This is a genomic window from Streptomyces sp. NBC_00234 (assembly GCF_036195325.1).
Taxonomy (GTDB): domain Bacteria; phylum Actinomycetota; class Actinomycetes; order Streptomycetales; family Streptomycetaceae; genus Streptomyces.
In genome coordinates this window covers 2780646-2796418 of record NZ_CP108101.1, presented here as the reverse complement: position 1 = coordinate 2796418, position 15773 = coordinate 2780646, and the positions used below count along the sequence as shown (strand labels likewise).

Sequence of the window (15773 nt, the reverse complement as noted above, 5' to 3'; positions counted from 1 at the left end):
CTTCACACCCACGTCCGGGGGCGGAAACGGTTGGCCCGCTCCACCAGTTCGATCCGCTCGTCGCCACGCTGTGCGAGCCGGGCGAGCATCCGGTACGAGCGCTCCAGACCGAATCTGAGGCCCCGCTCGTCCAGTTCACTGCCCAGCAGCGTCCTCGGGCCCGAAGGTGTGTGGTGCGACGGGGCCGGTGAGGGTGCCGCCGGACTACCGGAGAGTACCCAGTCGAGCGCGGTACCCAGAACCTCGGTCGACAACTGCTCGCGGCGCACCGCGTCCAGGCCGAAGCCCGCGAGTCCCGTCACCTGGTCCGCGGCGGCCGAGAGGTCGTCGATCAGGGGCTCCTGCGGGGCGCGCTCGCGCAGCCGTGCCCGTACCGTGGCGACCCGGGCCGCCGTGTAGTGGATCGACGCCTCCGGTACGGACTCCAGCGTCCGTACGGCCCCGGTCCGGTCCCCGGCGGCGATCTGCACCCGGGCCAGGCCGAAGGCCGCGCTGACGAAGCTCGGGTCGGTCGTCCACACCAGCCGGTAGTACTCGGCGGCGTTGTCCAGCTGGCCCAGGACCTCCGCGCAGATGCCCAGGGCCAGCTTGGGGGCCGGCTCTCCGGGGAACGCGTCGTAGACCGCGTCGAAGGACAGGGCCGCGTTCTCGTTGTCCCCGGTCACCAGCGAGGTGACGCCCCGGTACCAGACGACCCGCCAGTCGTCCGGGTGCCGGTCCTCCAGTTCGGTCAGCGCCCGTACACCGGCGTCGAGTTCGTTCATCTCCAGCCGGGCCCGCAGCTCCCGCAGCCGTGTCTCCAGCGAGGCCGCGGGGACGGCCTGCAGCGCGGTGATCAGCTCGGCGGGCGCCGAGGCCATGACTCCGGCGAGGAAGCCCGCGTTCGGGTCGTTCGCGTCGACCCGGGGGACCGGCAGTGCCAGCGAGGTCGCCCGCGCGTCGAGCCCCGCGAGACGCGGCCCGCCGCCCGTGTACGCGCCCGGGAGCGTGCCCGGACCGGTGGTCGAGGCGCGGGGAGCCGGAATCGCGGTCTGCGTCGGCGGGTACGCGAGTGCCGTACCGGCGCCGCCCGTGGTGCCGCCGCCGCGGACATGCGTGGCGGGTGCCGACAGCGGTGCGGCGCCCGCGGCGCCGTACGCGGCCGGGACTCCTGCGGGCGGACCCGCGACGGCCGGCGGGTACGGCGCAGCCGTCACCGCACCGGGAGCCGCGGACGGCGCCGCGACACCCGCGCCCCGCTTCCGCCTGCCGCCACCGGCCTGCGCTTCCCGGCCGCCAAGCCGCGACACGTCGCCCGTCAGCTCGGCGAACAACTCGGTGTCCGTCACCCGCAGTTCCGTGCCGAACAGTGTGGAGAGCGCCGGTCGGGGCCGCCCCGTCTGCAGGGCCACCACCTCGCGCAGCACCCCGGTCAGCTGCTCGGCCATCTCCGTCGCCGAGGCGAACCGCCGCGCCGGGTCGGGGTCGGTGGCCCGCACGAGGAGCCGGTAGAACGACTCGTACCTCCGGAACACCTCGATGTTGTCCGGGTCGGGCAGCGAGTCCACGAACACGTTCGTGTAGCCCTGGAAGTCGAACGTGAGCACCGCGAGCGTCCGCGCGACCGTGTACAGGTCGGAGGCGACGGACGGGCCGACCTCCGCGACCTCGGGTGCCTGATAGCCCACCGTGCCGTAGATGGCCGACTCCTCGTCGTCCATCCTGCGCACCGCGCCCATGTCGATCAGCTTGAGCTGGTCCTCGGTCTGGATCGCGTTGTCGACCTTGAAGTCGCAGTACAGCAGGTTGCGGCTGTGCAGATGGCCCAGGGCCTCCAGCGCCTCGATGCCGTACGCGCACGCCTGCTCGACCGGCAGCGGATCCCGCTTCCCGGCCGGGGTACGGCGCTCGTTGGCGATCTCCTTGAGCGCCTTGCCGCCCACGTACTCCATGACGATGTAGCCGTCGAGCGAGCCGGTCCGCTGGTCGAGGTGCTCGACGAAGTTGTAGATGCGGACGATGTTGGAGTGCTCGATCTCCGCGAGGAAGCGCCGCTCGGAGATGGCGGCGGCCATGGCGTCCTGGTCACCGGTGTCCAGGAGGCCCTTCAGGACCACCCACCGGTCGGAGACGGCCCGGTCCACCGCGAGATAGACCCAGCCGAGCCCGCCGTGCGCCAGGCAGCCCGCGACCTCGTACTGCCCGTGCACGATGTCGCCGCCGCGCAGCTTCGGTACGAAGGAGTAGGGGTGGCCGCACTTGGTGCAGAAGCCCTCGGTGCGTCCCGGCCGCTCGCCGCGGGCCCGGCCCACCGGGGCCCCGCAGTCGGAGCGCGAACAGAACCGCTTGCGCTCCGGGACCTCGGGGTTCTCCATGACGGCGGTACGCGGATCGGGGCGCGGTACGTCGGGGACGAGCACCAGGCCCGCGCCCAGCCTGCCCCGGCCCGACGAACCGGTCGACGAGCCCGAGGAGCGCACCGACACCGAACGCGCCGTCGCGCTGCCCGAGAGCGAGCGGGACAGCCGCCCGGAGACCGAACGGCGTGACGTGGACGAGCGCGAGGACGACCTCGACGAGGCCCGCGAACTCGAACGCTGCGAACTGCTGTTGCTGCCCCGGCTGCCGCCCCTGCCGCCGCCCGCGATCCCGGTGGGCGGCGAACTGACCATGCCCGTCGGCGAGACGACCGGAGCGAGACCGCAGGTGTCGCAGTACAGCTCACCGCCGCCCATGTCCTCGTAGGCGCCCTCGCACGCGGGGCGCTGGCACTGCGTACTCATGATGTCTCCCCCTGTTCGCCCCGCCGCCGCGGCGGCCCCGTTCTTCCTTTTCCGGCCCTGTGCGTCCTCATGCGCGGCCCTGCCCGTCCCGCCGGTCCTCCGGTCCGGAGGACCGCTGCGGCGTCAGCAGCTCCGCGGCTGCCTGCTGGAAGCGCAGCACCGCCTGCTCGGCGACCCGCAGATCGCACGGCGCGCTCCACAGCATCCGGCGGGCCGTGTCGTACCGCTCGATGAGCATCGGGTCCTCCGCCAGACCGTGCCGGGCCACCTTCGCCTTGTACGCGTCCAGCCTGCCCCGCAGTTCGGCGCGGACCGCGAGCGGAGCCGTCACCGAGGTCAACGACTCACGGGCCCGCAGCAGTTCGTCCTCCGCCTCGCGCTCCAGCGTCTCCAGGAGCGGGGAGAGCCGGTGCCACTGGGCGTGTCTGCGGTAGTCGGACGCGGCAGCCAGCCGCTCCTGCAACGCGGTCGGCGGGCCGCTGACCGCGGGCACCTCGGACGCGGCGATCTTCGCCAGCACCTCGCCGCGCGCCGACCGGGCCTCGGCCAGCGTGCGGTCCGCGCGCGAGAGCACGTCACGCAGGTGGACCAGGCGCTGTTCCGCGTCCTGGCGGACCGCGAGCACCGCCTCGATCTCCCGCCGCACGTCCTCCAGGGCGCGCGCCGCCCGGTCGTAGCGCGTGGTGTCCGGCCGGCCGCCGCCCGGCGCCGCGCTGCCGGGACCCGGCAGCCAGAACGCCAGCGGATCGGATATCACCTGCACCCGGAGCGTCGTCAGCTCCTCGGTGATGGACTCCAGGTCGTCACCGGCCGGATGCTCACCCGGCCGCACCCCGACCGAGTGCGCCAGCGAGGCGGTACGGCGCAGTTCGGCGGCGAGCAGATCTATCCGGGCGGGCAGCGCCGACCATACGGAGTCGGAGGCGACGACCATGTCCAGGGCCCGTGCGTACAGCTCGTTCATCCGGGCGACGAGCTCCTCCAGCGAGAACCGCTCGGAGAGCACGGCGGGACCGGTGAGCGAAGCGGCACCGGCCACCGTGACCCCCTGGCCGCGCAGGAGCTCGGTCAGGGCCAGCAGGTCGTCCCGGTTGGGGTAGCGCCTGCGGGCCCGCACGGCGCGGGCCTCGGAGAGCGCACCCGCGTACGAGTCGAAGTACTCCCACAGGAGCGTGATCGACTGCTCGGTGGCGGCCCAGCGGTCCTTCGTGACGCCGGTCAGCGCGGCGCCCTCCAGGAGCCGGCGGCCGGCATGGTCCTGCAGGGCCAGGAGCGAGGTCTCGATGGCCTCGTGCTCCGCGCCGAGCCGGGCCAGCGCACGGTCCGCCTCGTCCCGGTCCATGACCGGGCCGGGGGGCCTCCCCGCGAAGCCGGGGAAGGAACCCGCCACGCCCATCGATCACCTCTCCGCTCTTCCCGTCCGGCCCGCGGGCCGGATGCATCAGTTGCTCAGGTACTTGGGCGCCGGCGGCGCCGTTATCCCGGGCAGGCCGGTAGCCAGCCACTTGCGGTACGACACCATCCAGGGGCTGTCCGCCCCGCCCTTGCGGTAGTCGACCAGCACCTGGTTGACGCGGGCCACCAGGTCGTCCGCACCCTTCTTCGCCGCCACGCCGTAGTACTCGGTGGTGAACGGCTTGTCGCCCTTGAGCGCGACGGCCGGGTCCTGGGCCGCCTGACCGGCCGCCAGCGCGTTGTCCGTGACGATCGCGTCGACCTCGCCGAGCTGGAGCCTGACCAGGCAGTCGAGCTGGTTGGGCACGGTCAGCTGGTCCTTGTCCCGGTCGGTGCCGTCGCCCTCGTCCTTGAACACGGCGCCGAACGACTGCTTCTCCAGCGCCTCGTAGGCCGTGGAGCCCTCGGCGGTGCAGACCCGCTTGCCGTCCAGCGACTTGTCGTACCCGGTGATCGTCGAGTTCTTCGGGGCCAGCACCTGCTGGCCCGCCTGGAAGTAGGCCGTGGAGAACGAGACCTGCTCCAGCCGCTTGCAGTTGATGGTCATCGTCCGCACGACGACGTCCACGCGGTCGTTCTCCAGGGCCGCGATGCGCTGGTTGGTGGGTATCGCACGGAAGATCACCGCGTCCGGGTCGCCCAGGATGTTCTGCGCGATGGCCCGCACGAGATCGATGTCGAAGCCTTCGAGCCGGCTGTTCTCCGGATCGCGGTAGCCCCACCGGAAGCTGTTCTGGTCGACACCGGCGATCAGCTTGCCCCGGTCCTTGATCTTCTCGATGCTCGGGCCGTCGGCGCCCGAGGGCTGAAGGCTCGCCTCCGGGTCCGTGCAGGCGTCGGCCCGCGCCTGCACCGCCGAGGTCGCGCCCTGGCCGACGGTGTCCGTGCCGAAGGAGTCGGCGCTCCCGTGGGACAGCGGCAGCAGCGTGAGCGAGGCGGTGACCGCGCACGCCACCGCCATGCCCGTCACACCACCCCAGCCGCGCAGCCTGCCGGGGCCGGACCGGTCTCGTCTCCTGGTCATCGCTCCCCCACTCACCGGTACTCCGAGAGCCTGCGGTTGACCCCGACGATGGCGGCGACCGCACCCAGCACACCGAGCACCGCTGCCCCTATCGGCAGCCCGCCCAGTGCTCCGCGCCCGTCCTTCGCCGCGTCGGTGAACTCGCCCTGCTCGTGGTCGAGAGCCTTGCGCAGCGCCGCGTCCACCTCGGCGAAGGACTCACCGGTGGAGTCCTTCGCGCCGATGACCTGCTTCAGCGCACCGTCGTAGTCGCCCTGGTCGTCGGTCGTACGGGCCTTGCGGTGGCGGCCCTGCCACTCGGACACACTGCTGATGGCGTTCGCCACCGGCTCGCTCCCCCGGGAGTCGTCCGCGAGCTTCTCCGCGCTCTTCAGCTGGGCACCGAGAGCCTTCATGCCCGTGGTGTAGTCGGTCTCGTACTTGTCGTTCTTGCCGTCCGCCGTCAGCACCGCACCGCGGGCCACCAGCGTGAGGTTCTCGTTGGCGCGCGCCTTCAGCGAGTTGATCCGCGCGTTGTTGAGGACGTCCAGTGACTCCTGCCCGTGAACCATCGCCGCACGCAGCTCGGTCCGCGCCACCGTGTGTCCCACGGCCAGCCACAGCAGCACCACGGTCGAGGCGGCGGTCGCCGCGAGCAGCCCGTGGTTGAAGACCCGGTTCGTCCTGCGGTAGTTGCGCCGCTGCATCCACACCAGGGCGGCCAGTGCCACGAGCCCGGCCCCGAGCGAGAGATACGGCAACTGCCGTGCGTCGGTGGAGTCCTGGCCGAGCCGGCCCGTCTCCGCCTTGTACAGCCGCTCGGCAGCGGGCAGCAGCTCGTACGTCATCTTCTGGTTCGCGTACCGGAGATAGGCGCCGCCGAGCGGCAGCCCCTGGCGGTTGTTGGCCCGGGCCCGCTCGATGAGCCCCGTGTACACCGGGAGCAACTCGCCCAGGGTGGTGATCTCCTGGCCGGACGTGGTCGAGGCGTCCGTGCTCGCAGCCGCCCGGACGAGCAGCCGGGAGGCTTCCTTGATGTCCTTCTCGTACTGCTCGTGCACGTCCTTGGGCTCCTGCGCGCCCGCCAGGAATCCGCTCGCCGCCATCGTGTCCGCGTCGGCCAGCGAGCGGTAGATGCTCGCGGCGTCCGCGCTCAGCGGCTGACTGCGGGTCACCACGTCGTCGGCGGCGGTGGACCGCGCGGAGATCTCCAGAGCCGTCACGGCTCCGAACGTCACCACCAGCAGAGCCAGTACGGCCCCGATGATCTGCAGCCGGCCGGGCTCCGTCGTCGCCGCGGCACGCAGCCGCTCCGTCGGTCCCGACCAGGCACTGCGGCGCTGCGCCGGTACGGACGCGGGCGGTTGCACGGGCGCACGCTCCCGTAGCGAGCCCCCGTTCGGCGGGTATGTCACTTGACCTCCCCCTCGGTCACTGACTGCGGCACGGCCCCCCGGCCGAGCGGGGGACTGGTACCCGGCCAGCAGTATGGCCGAGGGACCGACATCCACACCAGGAACGCCCGGATCTTGCGTCGAAACGTCCGCCCGAGGCGGATCGGCCTCCCCACTCCATGAACACGTACGGGACGGGTGATCGGTTCCCGGAACCGACAAAACGGGCCCGTCCGGGTGCCGTTCCGGGAGGAACGGCACCCGGACGGGCCCGGCAGGTGTCAGGCGTACTGCGCGCGCAGCCTGGCGTGGACCTCGGGCGAGGCGCCCGTGTGGTCCAGGCCGAGCAGTGCCGCCCCCAGGACGGGCGGCTGCGAGACCACCCGGATCACGGCCTTCGGGGCGCGGGCCGCCAGGAGTTCGGCGATCCGCGCGTCGAGCTGCGGATGGCGCGCGGCCAGCACGCTGCCGCCCAGCAGCACCGGTGCCTCCTCGTCGAGCAGGCCGAGGCGGGTCAGCGCCACCGAGGCCATGGCGACGACCTCGTCCGCCAGCCGGTCCACCAGGGCGCGTGCCACCGGGTCACCGGCCGCGCTCGTGGCGAACAGGACCGGTGTGAGCTCGTGCCGCGCGGCGTACGGGATCTGTCCCCGGTGCAGGGCCTCGATCAGCGCGTACATCGAGTCGAGCCCGAAGTGCCCCGGCAGCGCGCGGACCAGCTCGGTCGCCTCGCCGCGGCCGTCCTCGGCCCGCGCCGCGAACCACATGGCCTCCTCGGCGAGGCCCGCCCCGCCGCCCCAGTCACCGGAGATCCGGCCGATCGCGGGGAAACGGGCGGTGCGCCCGTCCGGCACCATGCCGACGCAGTTGATCCCCGCGCCGCAGACGACGGCCACCCCTCGCGGCTCGTCCACCCCGGCGCGCAGTATCGCGAAGGTGTCGTTGCGCACCTCCACCGTGCGCGCCCACTTACGGGCGAGCAGAGCCTCCGTCAGCTCGGCCTCCTCGACCGGGAGATCGGCGTTGGCCAGACACGCGGACACATGGCCGAGGGAGTCGACGCTGCCGCCGCACTCCGCCAGCGCGCGGTCCAGGATCGAACCCAGCACGTCCAGTGCCGCCCCGACACCGACGGCCGGCGGCTGGAAGCCTCCGCCGCGGGCCGTGGACAGGACCGTGCCGTCCGCACCGATCAGGGCGACATCGGTCTTGCTGTTGCCCGCGTCGATGGCGACGACCGAGACGTTCACGCCCACGCGAGGTGCTCCCGGTTGTGCGCGATCAGCCGGTCGGTGAGCCCCTCGGCGTACTCGTACTGGCCGATCAGCGGGTGCGAGAGGAGCGCCTTGAACACCCGTTCACGGCCGCCGCGCAGCGCGGCGTCCAGGGCGAGGTCCTCGTACGCCGTCACCTGGGCGATCAGCCCGGCGTACAGCGGGTCGAGACGGGGAACGGCGAGCGGGGTCGCCCCCGTGCCGTCGACACGGGCCTGCACCTCGATCACGGCGTCGTCCGGCAGGAACGGCAGCGTGCCCTTGTTGTACGTGTTGACCACCTGCACCGCGGAGCCGCCCCCGCCGAGCAGCGAGGCCGCCAGGTCCACGGCGGCCTCCGAGTAGAAGGCACCGCCGCGCTTGCCGAGCAGCGCCGGCTTCTCGTCCAGCGCCGGGTCGCCGTACAGCGCGAGGAGTTCCTTCTCCATCGCGGCGACCTCGGCCGCCCGGGACGGCTTCGTGCCGAGCTCCCGTACGACCTCGTCGTGAAGGTAGAAGTACCGCAGGTAGTACGAGGGCACGACGCCGAGCCGGTCGACGATCTCCCGCGGCATGTGCAGGTCCTCGGCGATGGCGCCGCCGTGCTCGGCGAGCAGCCGCGGCAGCACGTTCTCGCCGTCGGGGCCGCCGAGGCGCACCCCGAGCTCCCAGGTCAGGTGGTTCAGCCCGACGTGGTCGAGATGCACCTCGCCCGGAGTCACGTCGAGCAGCGAGGCGAACTTCCGCTGGAAGCCGATCGCCACGTTGCACAGGCCGACGGCCTTGTGCCCGGCCTGGAGCAGGGCCCGGGTGACGATGCCGACCGGGTTGGTGAAGTCGATGATCCAGGCGTCCGGGTTGGTCCGGCGCACCCGCTCGGCGATGTCCAGGACGACCGGCACGGTGCGCAGGGCCTTGGCGAGGCCACCGGCCCCGGTGGTCTCCTGGCCGACGCAGCCGCACTCCAGCGGCCACGTCTCGTCCTTGTTGCGGGCGGCCTGCCCGCCGACGCGGAGCTGGAGCAGGACCGCGTCGGCGTCCGCGACACCCGCGTCCAGGTCGGACGTGGTGGTGATCCGCCCCGGGTGGCCCTGCCTGGCGAAGATCCGCCGGGCCAGGCCGCCGATGAGTTCGAGCCGGTCGGCCGCCGGGTCGACGAGCACCAGCTCCTCGACCGGCAGGGTGTCCCGCAGGCGTGCGAAACCGTCGATCAGTTCAGGTGTGTAGGTGGACCCGCCACCCACTACTGCGAGCTTCATGTCAGCCCTTTACTCCGGTCAGTGTGACGCCCTCGACGAATGCCTTCTGAGCGAAGAAGAAGACGAGGATCACGGGGGCCATGACCAGAACGGTCGCGGCCATGGTCAGGTTCCAGTCGGTGTGGTGTGCGCCCTTGAAGGATTCGAGGCCGTAACTGAGGGTCCAGGCGGCCGGGTTCTCCGAGGCGTAGATCTGCGGCCCGAAGTAGTCGTTCCAGGCGGCGAAGAACTGGAACAGGGCGATCGCGGCGATCCCGGGCTTGGCCATCGGGATCACCACCCTGATCAGCGTGCGGAACTCGCCGCAGCCGTCGACCTTCGCCGCGTCGAGGTACTCGTTCGGAATGGTCAGCAGGAACTGACGCAGCAGGAAGATGGAGAACGCGTCACCGAACGCCATCGGGATGATCAGCGGCCAGAGCGTGCCGGACAGGTCCATCTGCTTCGCCCAGAACAGGTACATCGGGATGATGACGACCTGGGGCGGCAGCATCATCATCGAGATGACGAGCATCAGCGACAGCTTGCGCCCGCGGAACCGGAACTTGGCGAGCGCGTACGCCACGGGCACGGACGACAGCACGGTCAGGACCGTGCCCACCCCCGCGTACAGCAGGGTGTTGCGCCACCAGGTGAGGAATCCGGGGGTGTTGAAGACTCGCCGGTAGTTGTCCCACTCCCAGGTGTTCGGAGTGAGGTCCCGGGTCAGGGCCTGCTGGTCGCTCATCAGCGAGGTCAGCAGGACGAAGACGAACGGCAGCACGAAGAAGAGCGCGGCGGCGATGCCCAGCGAGTGGACGGCGATCCAGTGCAGCAGCGCCTTGCGGCGCGCCGTCCGTTCGGCGGGGGTGGGCGCGTACGCCACCTTGGCCACGGGCTTGTCGAGGAGTTGGGTCATGGCTCAGTCACCGGCCTGGATCAGGTTGTTGCGGCCCCGCATGAGAAGCACGGTGAAGGCCATGGCCAGGGCGAACAGGACGAGGGCGACGACGCAGGCGGAGCCGTAGTCGAAGCGCTGGAAGCCGAGGTTGTAGACGAGCTGGGGCAGCGTCAGTGTCGACTTGTCGGGATAGCCGGGTTCGAACTGCTGCCCGGAACCGCCGATCACGCCCGAGGCGACCTTCCCCGCCACCAGTGGCTGGGTGTAGTACTGCATCGCCTGGATCACACCCGTGACCACGGCGAACAGCGCGATCGGCGAGATGTTCGGCAGCGTCACGAAGCGGAACCTCTGCCAGCCGGACGCGCCGTCCAGCTCGGCGGCCTCGTACTGCTCCTTGGGCACGTCGAGCAGCGCGGCCATGAAGATGACCATCAGGTCGCCGATGCCCCACACCGCGAGCATCGTGAGCGCCGGCTTCGACCAGCTCGCGTCGTTGAACCAGCCGGGCGTCGGCAGCCCCAGGTCGCCGAGGATCGCGTTGACCGGCCCCGTCCCCGGGTTGAGGAGGAAGACGAACGCGAGGGTCGCGGCGACCGGCGGAGCAAGGTAGGGCAGGTAGAACAGGGTGCGGAACACCCCGGTGCCCGTCTTGATCTTCGTGATCAGCATGCCGACGCCGAGGCCGAACACGACCCGGCAGCTGACCATGACGAGCACCAGCCAGAGCGTGTTGCGCAGCGAGGGCCAGAACATCGGGTAGTCGTTGAAGACGTACGACCAGTTGGCCAGACCGTTGAAGGACGGCGCCGCGAACCCGTCGTAGTCCGTGAACGAGAAGTAGATCGTCGAGACCATCGGGTACGCGAAGAAGACCGTGAAGCCGATGAGCCAGGGTGACATGAAGGCCACCGTGCGCAGGGCCGATCTCCTGCGCTTGGAGCGGAGCGTGTGCGTGGTCATCCGGGGCTACTTGGCCTTGGCGATGTCGGTGTCGATCTGCGCGGCGGTCTTCTCCAGACCGGCCTTGAGGTCCTTCACCGCGCCCTTCTCGTACTGGAAGCCGAAGTCCTGGAGGGTCTGCTGGTACGTGGAGCCGTTGACCGCGCCCGCGGGAGTGTTGGACGAGGGGTGCTGCGCGATCTCCAGGAACGTCTTGAACCGCGGGTCGAACTTCAGGTCGGGGGACTTCAGCGCCTCGAACGTGGAGGGCACGTTGCGGATCCCGTTCGCGAAGTCGACCACGGCCTGGGTGTCGCTCGTCATGAACTTGACCAGCTCCCAGGCGGCGTTCTGCTTCGTGCTGCCCGGGGCGATCCCCATGATCGTGCCGGAGAGGAAGCCCTTGCCGTAGGTGTCGGCCTCGTCGTCGGCGACGGGCATCGGCGCGACACCGATCTCGAACGGCACCTTCGCGTCGGTGGCCATGCCGAGCCGCCACTCGCCGTCCAGCTGCATCGCGACCTGGCCGGTCTGGAACGGGTGCTTGGCGCCCCACTCGTCACCGAAGGTGGACCGGTACTTCTCCAGCTTCTCGTACCCGCCGAGGTCGTCGACCAGCTTCTTCTGGTACGTGAACATCTCGGCGAACGCCGGGTCCTTGGCGACGTTGGACTTGCCGTTCTCGTCGAAGTACGCGTGGTCCCACGAGGAGAGGTAGTGGTCGGCGACCGTCTCGTAGCCGTGGTAGTTCGGCATGAAGCCGAGCTGCTGGTAGCTGTCGCCCTTCTCGATCGTCAGCTTCTTGGCGACCGAAGCCAGTTCGGACATCGTCTTCGGCGGCTCGGTGATGCCGGCCTTCTCGAACGCGTCCTTGTTGTAGTAGAGGCCGTACGCGTCGGCGAGCAGCGGGAGCGCGCAGCGCTTGCCCTCGAACTGCGTGTAGTCGAGGAGCACCTTGGGGAAGGTCTTCTCCAGGTCCAGCTCGGACTTCTCGATGAAGGGCTTCAGATCGGCGAAGGCACCGGAGGAGCAGAACTTGCCGACGTTCGCGGTGGTGAACGAGGACACCACGTCGGGGCCCTTCGAGCCGCCCGCGCGCAGCGACTGGTTGAGCTTGTCGTCGTTGATGTTGCCGACGACGTTCACCTTGATGTTCGGGTGGGCCTTCTCGAACCGGTCGACGTTGTCCTGGACCGCCTTGACCTCGGCGGGCGCGCTCCAGCCGTGCCAGAAGTTGATCGTCGTGCTGGCGTTCGGATCGTCGTTCGCCCCGGACTCGGCCTGGCCGGTACAGGCGGTGGCGAGCACCGATATCGCGGCGACGGCGACGGCGGCGGTGGTGGTCAGTCGGCTTCTGCGCATGGCAAAGCTCCCAGGGACGGGGGGAAGGAGATGGGGGAGGAGAGGCGTGGGGTGTTCAGCGCGAGGTGTCGAACACTTCGTCGCGGGTGTCCGCGAGGGCCCGTTCCAGGGCGCCCCGCAGGACGGGATCGCGGCCGATCTCGCCGAGGACGAGACGGGGCCGGGACGCGGCGAGCTCGGCGAGCTCGGACTGGATCAGCGAACGCAGCACCTCACCGCCCGAGGAGATGAGCCCACCGGAGAGAACGATCAGTTCCGGGTCGAGTACGGCGGTGACCGAGGCGAGGCCGGTGGCGAGCCGCTGGGCGTACTGCCGCAGCAGTTCGGTCAGCGCGTCGTCGCTCTCGTACGCCTCCACCGCCCGCGTCAGCAGCGCCGCGGCGACCTCCGCGTACGGCTGCTGCGGGGTGTCGATCCCGAGCGCCGTGGCGAGCCTCGGGAGCGCCTGGGCGCCGGCCAGCTCCTGGAAGCCACCGCTGTTGGCCTTCACAACCTGGCGGACGAGGGGCGTCCCCGGCACCGGCAGGAAGCCGACCTCGCCCGCGCCGCCGGTCCAGCCGCGGTGCAGCCGCCCGTTGATCACGAGGGCGGCGCCGAGGCCGCCCTCGTTCCACAGCAGGACGAAGTCCTCGTGGCCGCGCGCCGCGCCGAGCCGCTGCTCGGCCACGGCGACCAGGTTCACGTCGTTCTCGTACTCGACCGGCATCGGCAGGAACGCGGCGAGCTCCTCCAGCAGCGTGGGGGAGTGCCAGCCGGGCAGATGCGAGGCGTACCGCAGCCGGCCCGTGCCCGGGTCGAAGGCGCCGGGCGTGCCGATGACCACGCGGTGCACATCGGCACGGGTCAGTCCGGCGTCCTTGACCGCGCCGTCGAGCGCGTCGGCGACCTGCCGGACCACACCGGCGGCGCGCCGGCCGGGGGTGCGCAGCTCGAACTCGCCGACGGTCTCGCCGGTCACGTCGGCGACCGCGGCGACGATCCGTTCGGCGGTCACGTCGAGGCCGGCCACATGGGCGGCGCGCGCGTTCACGGCGTACAGCTGTGCGCTGGGGCCGGGGCGGCCCTCGCTGGTGCCGGTGGCCACGACGAGTCCGGCGGCCTCCAGGCGGGCCAGCAGCTGGGACGCGGTGGGCTTGGAGAGGCCCGTCAGCTTGCCGATCCGTGTACGGGAGAGAGGGCCGTGCTCCAGGAGCAGATCGAGGGCGGCCCGGTCGTTCATGGCGCGCAGGACCCGCGGTGTGCCCGGGGTGCCCGGCGTGGTTCCCGCCATGGTGGTTGCACCTGCCCTCTGTTAGGAAAGTTTCCTATTCGATGAGAGGAAGGTAGGACGCAGGTCACCGCACCGTCAATGGTCTGCACCCTCCCGGCAATCAAAGTGTTACCTGGGGCGCCGGGAACGCCGGAAGGGGCGCCCCGCGCGTACGCGGAACGCCCCTTCGGTACTTCCAGCTACTTGGTCAGGTTCGGCGGCGCTATCGGAGTGGCGGCCAGCGACTGCGGTGAGGTCGTCGAGGCGTACGCCGACGGGGCGGCCATTCCCGCCGTCGGGTCCGGCGACGTCTCCCCGTCCGCCTGGAGCGGCAGGGTCCCGACCATCCGGATGCCCGCGTCGTCCAGTGCCTGCTTGATCCGCCAGCGCAGCTCGCGCTCCACGCCCAGGGACTTGCCGGGCATCGTCTTCGCGGTCACCCGGACCGTCATCGAGTCCAGCAGCACCGCGTCCAGGCCCAGGACCTCGACCGGGCCCCAGAGGCGCTCGGTCCACGGGTCCTCCTTGGTCATGGTCTCCGCCGCCGCGGTGATCGCCTTGCGGACCTGCTCCAGGTCCTCCGTCGGGCGCACGGTCACATCGACACCGGCCGTCGACCAGCCCTGGCTGAGGTTACCGATCCGCTTCACCTCGCCGTTGCGGACGTACCAGATCTCACCGTTGTCGCCGCGCAGCTTCGTGACCCGCAGTCCCACCTCGATGACCTCGCCCGAGGCGACGCCCGCGTCGATCGTGTCCCCGACGCCGTACTGGTCCTCAAGGATCATGAAGACGCCGGAGAGGAAGTCGGTGACCAGGTTGCGCGCACCGAAGCCCAGCGCGACCCCGGCCACACCGGCGGAGGCCAGCAGGGGGGCGAGATTGATCTGGAACGCGCCCAGGATCATCAGCCCCGCCGTACCGAGGATCAGGAACGACGTCACCGAGCGGAGTACCGAGCCGATCGCCTCCGAGCGCTGGCGGCGCCGCTCCGCGTTGACCAGCAGGCCGCCGAGGGCCGTGCCTTCCACCGCCTGGGCGCTGCGGTTCATCCGCTCGATGAGATTGGTCAGGGCGCGGCGGATCAGATAGCGCAGGACGAGCGCCACCACCGCGATGAGCAGGATGCGCAGACCGGTGTTCAGCCAGGTGGACCAGTTCTCCTCGACCCAGCCCGCGGCGTTGCCGGCCTGCTCGGCGGCTTCACCCAGCGAGCCGACCGGCTCCGGCGAGGGGGTTGCGGCCAAGAGGGCGGACAGGTACACGGCGGGGACCTCCAGGAGCGGCGACGGGTGACCAACAACAGTAACGAAGCCATGGGAGTGGATCGTTGCCGTGTTCGAGGGAGAGACACGTCTCACCCGGGGATACAGCTGGTGTGGCCGATCGCACAGGGCGGGCGGCCGCCGTGGTGAAGCGCCGGTTCCCGGCCGTCCCGTCCGTGACCGGGCAGGAGGGTGAGCAAAATCCCTCCGGCCCGTTACCGGCACGTGGTGGCGTTTCCACCAGGCATAAGGAGAGACTGAGATCGGATCGTCCCGGCGCGAGCCACGCGCCGCCGGCGTACAAGGAGGCATCCACCGTGCCGCACGTCCTGGTTCTCAACGCGTCGTACGAGCCGCTCGGCGTCGTACCGCTCCACCGCGCGCTCGTCCTCGTCCTCGAGAACAAGGCCATCTGCCTCGAGGAGTCCGGCGCCTTCATGCACAGTGCCACCCGTGCTGTACCGGCGCCCAGCGTCATCCGCCTCAAGCGCTTCGTACGGGTCCCCTACCGGGGGCCCGTTCCACTGACGCGGCGGGCGCTCTTCGCCCGGGACGGCGGGCGCTGCATGTACTGCGGCGCCGCGGCCACCAGCGTCGACCACGTCATTCCGCGCAGCCGCGGCGGACAGCACGCCTGGGACAACGTGGTGGCGGCCTGCCGCCGCTGCAACCACGTGAAGGCCGACCGCCACCTGCCCGAGCTGGGCTGGCGGCTCCGTCACCAGCCCGCACCGCCCAGCGGTCTGGCCTGGCGGATCATCGGCACCGGGCACCGGGACCCGCGCTGGCTCCCGTACCTGCAGCCGTTCGGTGCGGACGACGTGCTGGCCAGGATCGACGGCATCTCGGCCTGAGAACTGGGGCCTGTCGTCGAACTGCCCTCGCGGCCGTCCTCGTCCCGGCCCCGCCCACGGCGCGGGCCGGGGCGGCAGCCGGGAACCCGGGTGCG

Annotated in this window: 13 protein-coding genes; 2 read left to right on the top strand and 11 right to left on the bottom strand. The window is 71.0% G+C overall.

All coding sequences use genetic code 11. The features are described 5' to 3' along the window. Positions 1–2: 2 nt before the first annotated feature. Positions 3–2459: a tetratricopeptide repeat protein gene (locus OG230_RS12200; RefSeq protein ID WP_443051585.1), complete on the bottom strand. Its 2457-nt coding sequence runs from the start codon at positions 2457–2459 to the stop codon at positions 3–5. On the opposite strand from OG230_RS12200, the gene OG230_RS36395 reads away from it, so the two are divergent. After that, positions 2353–2724: a hypothetical protein gene (locus OG230_RS36395; RefSeq protein WP_443051622.1), complete on the top strand. Its 372-nt coding sequence runs from the start codon at positions 2353–2355 to the stop codon at positions 2722–2724. The genes OG230_RS12200 and OG230_RS36395 overlap by 107 nt on opposite strands. Before the next feature lie 105 nt (positions 2725–2829). Here the strand turns inward: OG230_RS36395 and OG230_RS12195 are convergent, their stop codons facing one another. The 10 genes from OG230_RS12195 to OG230_RS12150 form a co-directional block, all read right to left on the bottom strand. Further along, positions 2830–4158 (bottom strand): hypothetical protein, encoded by a 1329-nt coding sequence (locus OG230_RS12195; protein ID WP_328910202.1) that lies wholly within the window; start codon positions 4156–4158, stop codon positions 2830–2832. A 45-nt stretch (positions 4159–4203) separates the two neighbouring features. Beyond that, positions 4204–5241 carry a glutamate ABC transporter substrate-binding protein gene (locus OG230_RS12190; RefSeq protein WP_328910201.1) on the bottom strand — a complete coding sequence of 346 codons (1038 nt, stop codon included), beginning with the start codon at positions 5239–5241 and terminating at the stop codon, positions 4204–4206. 11 nt (positions 5242–5252) lie between these two features. Beyond that, positions 5253–6635: a hypothetical protein gene (locus tag OG230_RS12185; protein ID WP_328910200.1), complete on the bottom strand. Its 1383-nt coding sequence runs from the start codon at positions 6633–6635 to the stop codon at positions 5253–5255. Between the two features lie 260 nt (positions 6636–6895). Continuing rightward, positions 6896–7870: an N-acetylglucosamine kinase gene (locus OG230_RS12180; RefSeq protein WP_328910199.1), complete on the bottom strand. Its 975-nt coding sequence runs from the start codon at positions 7868–7870 to the stop codon at positions 6896–6898. Further along, complete coding sequence (locus OG230_RS12175; protein ID WP_328910198.1) at positions 7861–9126, bottom strand: 6-phospho-beta-glucosidase; 1266 nt, start codon at positions 9124–9126, stop codon at positions 7861–7863. The genes OG230_RS12180 and OG230_RS12175 overlap by 10 nt, the downstream gene beginning before the upstream one ends. A gap of 1 nt (position 9127) precedes the next feature. Next, positions 9128–10024 (bottom strand): carbohydrate ABC transporter permease, encoded by an 897-nt coding sequence (locus OG230_RS12170; protein ID WP_328910197.1) that lies wholly within the window; start codon positions 10022–10024, stop codon positions 9128–9130. Between the two features lie 3 nt (positions 10025–10027). Further along, positions 10028–10969: a carbohydrate ABC transporter permease gene (locus OG230_RS12165; RefSeq protein ID WP_328910196.1), complete on the bottom strand. Its 942-nt coding sequence runs from the start codon at positions 10967–10969 to the stop codon at positions 10028–10030. A 6-nt stretch (positions 10970–10975) separates the two neighbouring features. Further along, positions 10976–12310 (bottom strand): ABC transporter substrate-binding protein, encoded by a 1335-nt coding sequence (locus tag OG230_RS12160; RefSeq protein WP_328910195.1) that lies wholly within the window; start codon positions 12308–12310, stop codon positions 10976–10978. Positions 12311–12365: 55 nt separating this feature from the next. Further along, positions 12366–13580 carry an ROK family transcriptional regulator gene (locus tag OG230_RS12155; protein WP_328910194.1) on the bottom strand — a complete coding sequence of 405 codons (1215 nt, stop codon included), beginning with the start codon at positions 13578–13580 and terminating at the stop codon, positions 12366–12368. A gap of 179 nt (positions 13581–13759) precedes the next feature. Continuing rightward, positions 13760–14824, bottom strand: a complete 1065-nt coding sequence (locus OG230_RS12150; RefSeq protein WP_328910193.1) for a mechanosensitive ion channel family protein — start codon at positions 14822–14824, stop codon at positions 13760–13762. 317 nt (positions 14825–15141) lie between these two features. Here OG230_RS12150 and OG230_RS12145 point away from each other — a divergent pair, with 317 nt between their 5' ends. Further along, entirely contained in the window at positions 15142–15678 is a 537-nt protein-coding gene (locus OG230_RS12145) for an HNH endonuclease (protein WP_328910192.1), read from the top strand. Positions 15679–15773 lie beyond the last annotated feature (95 nt).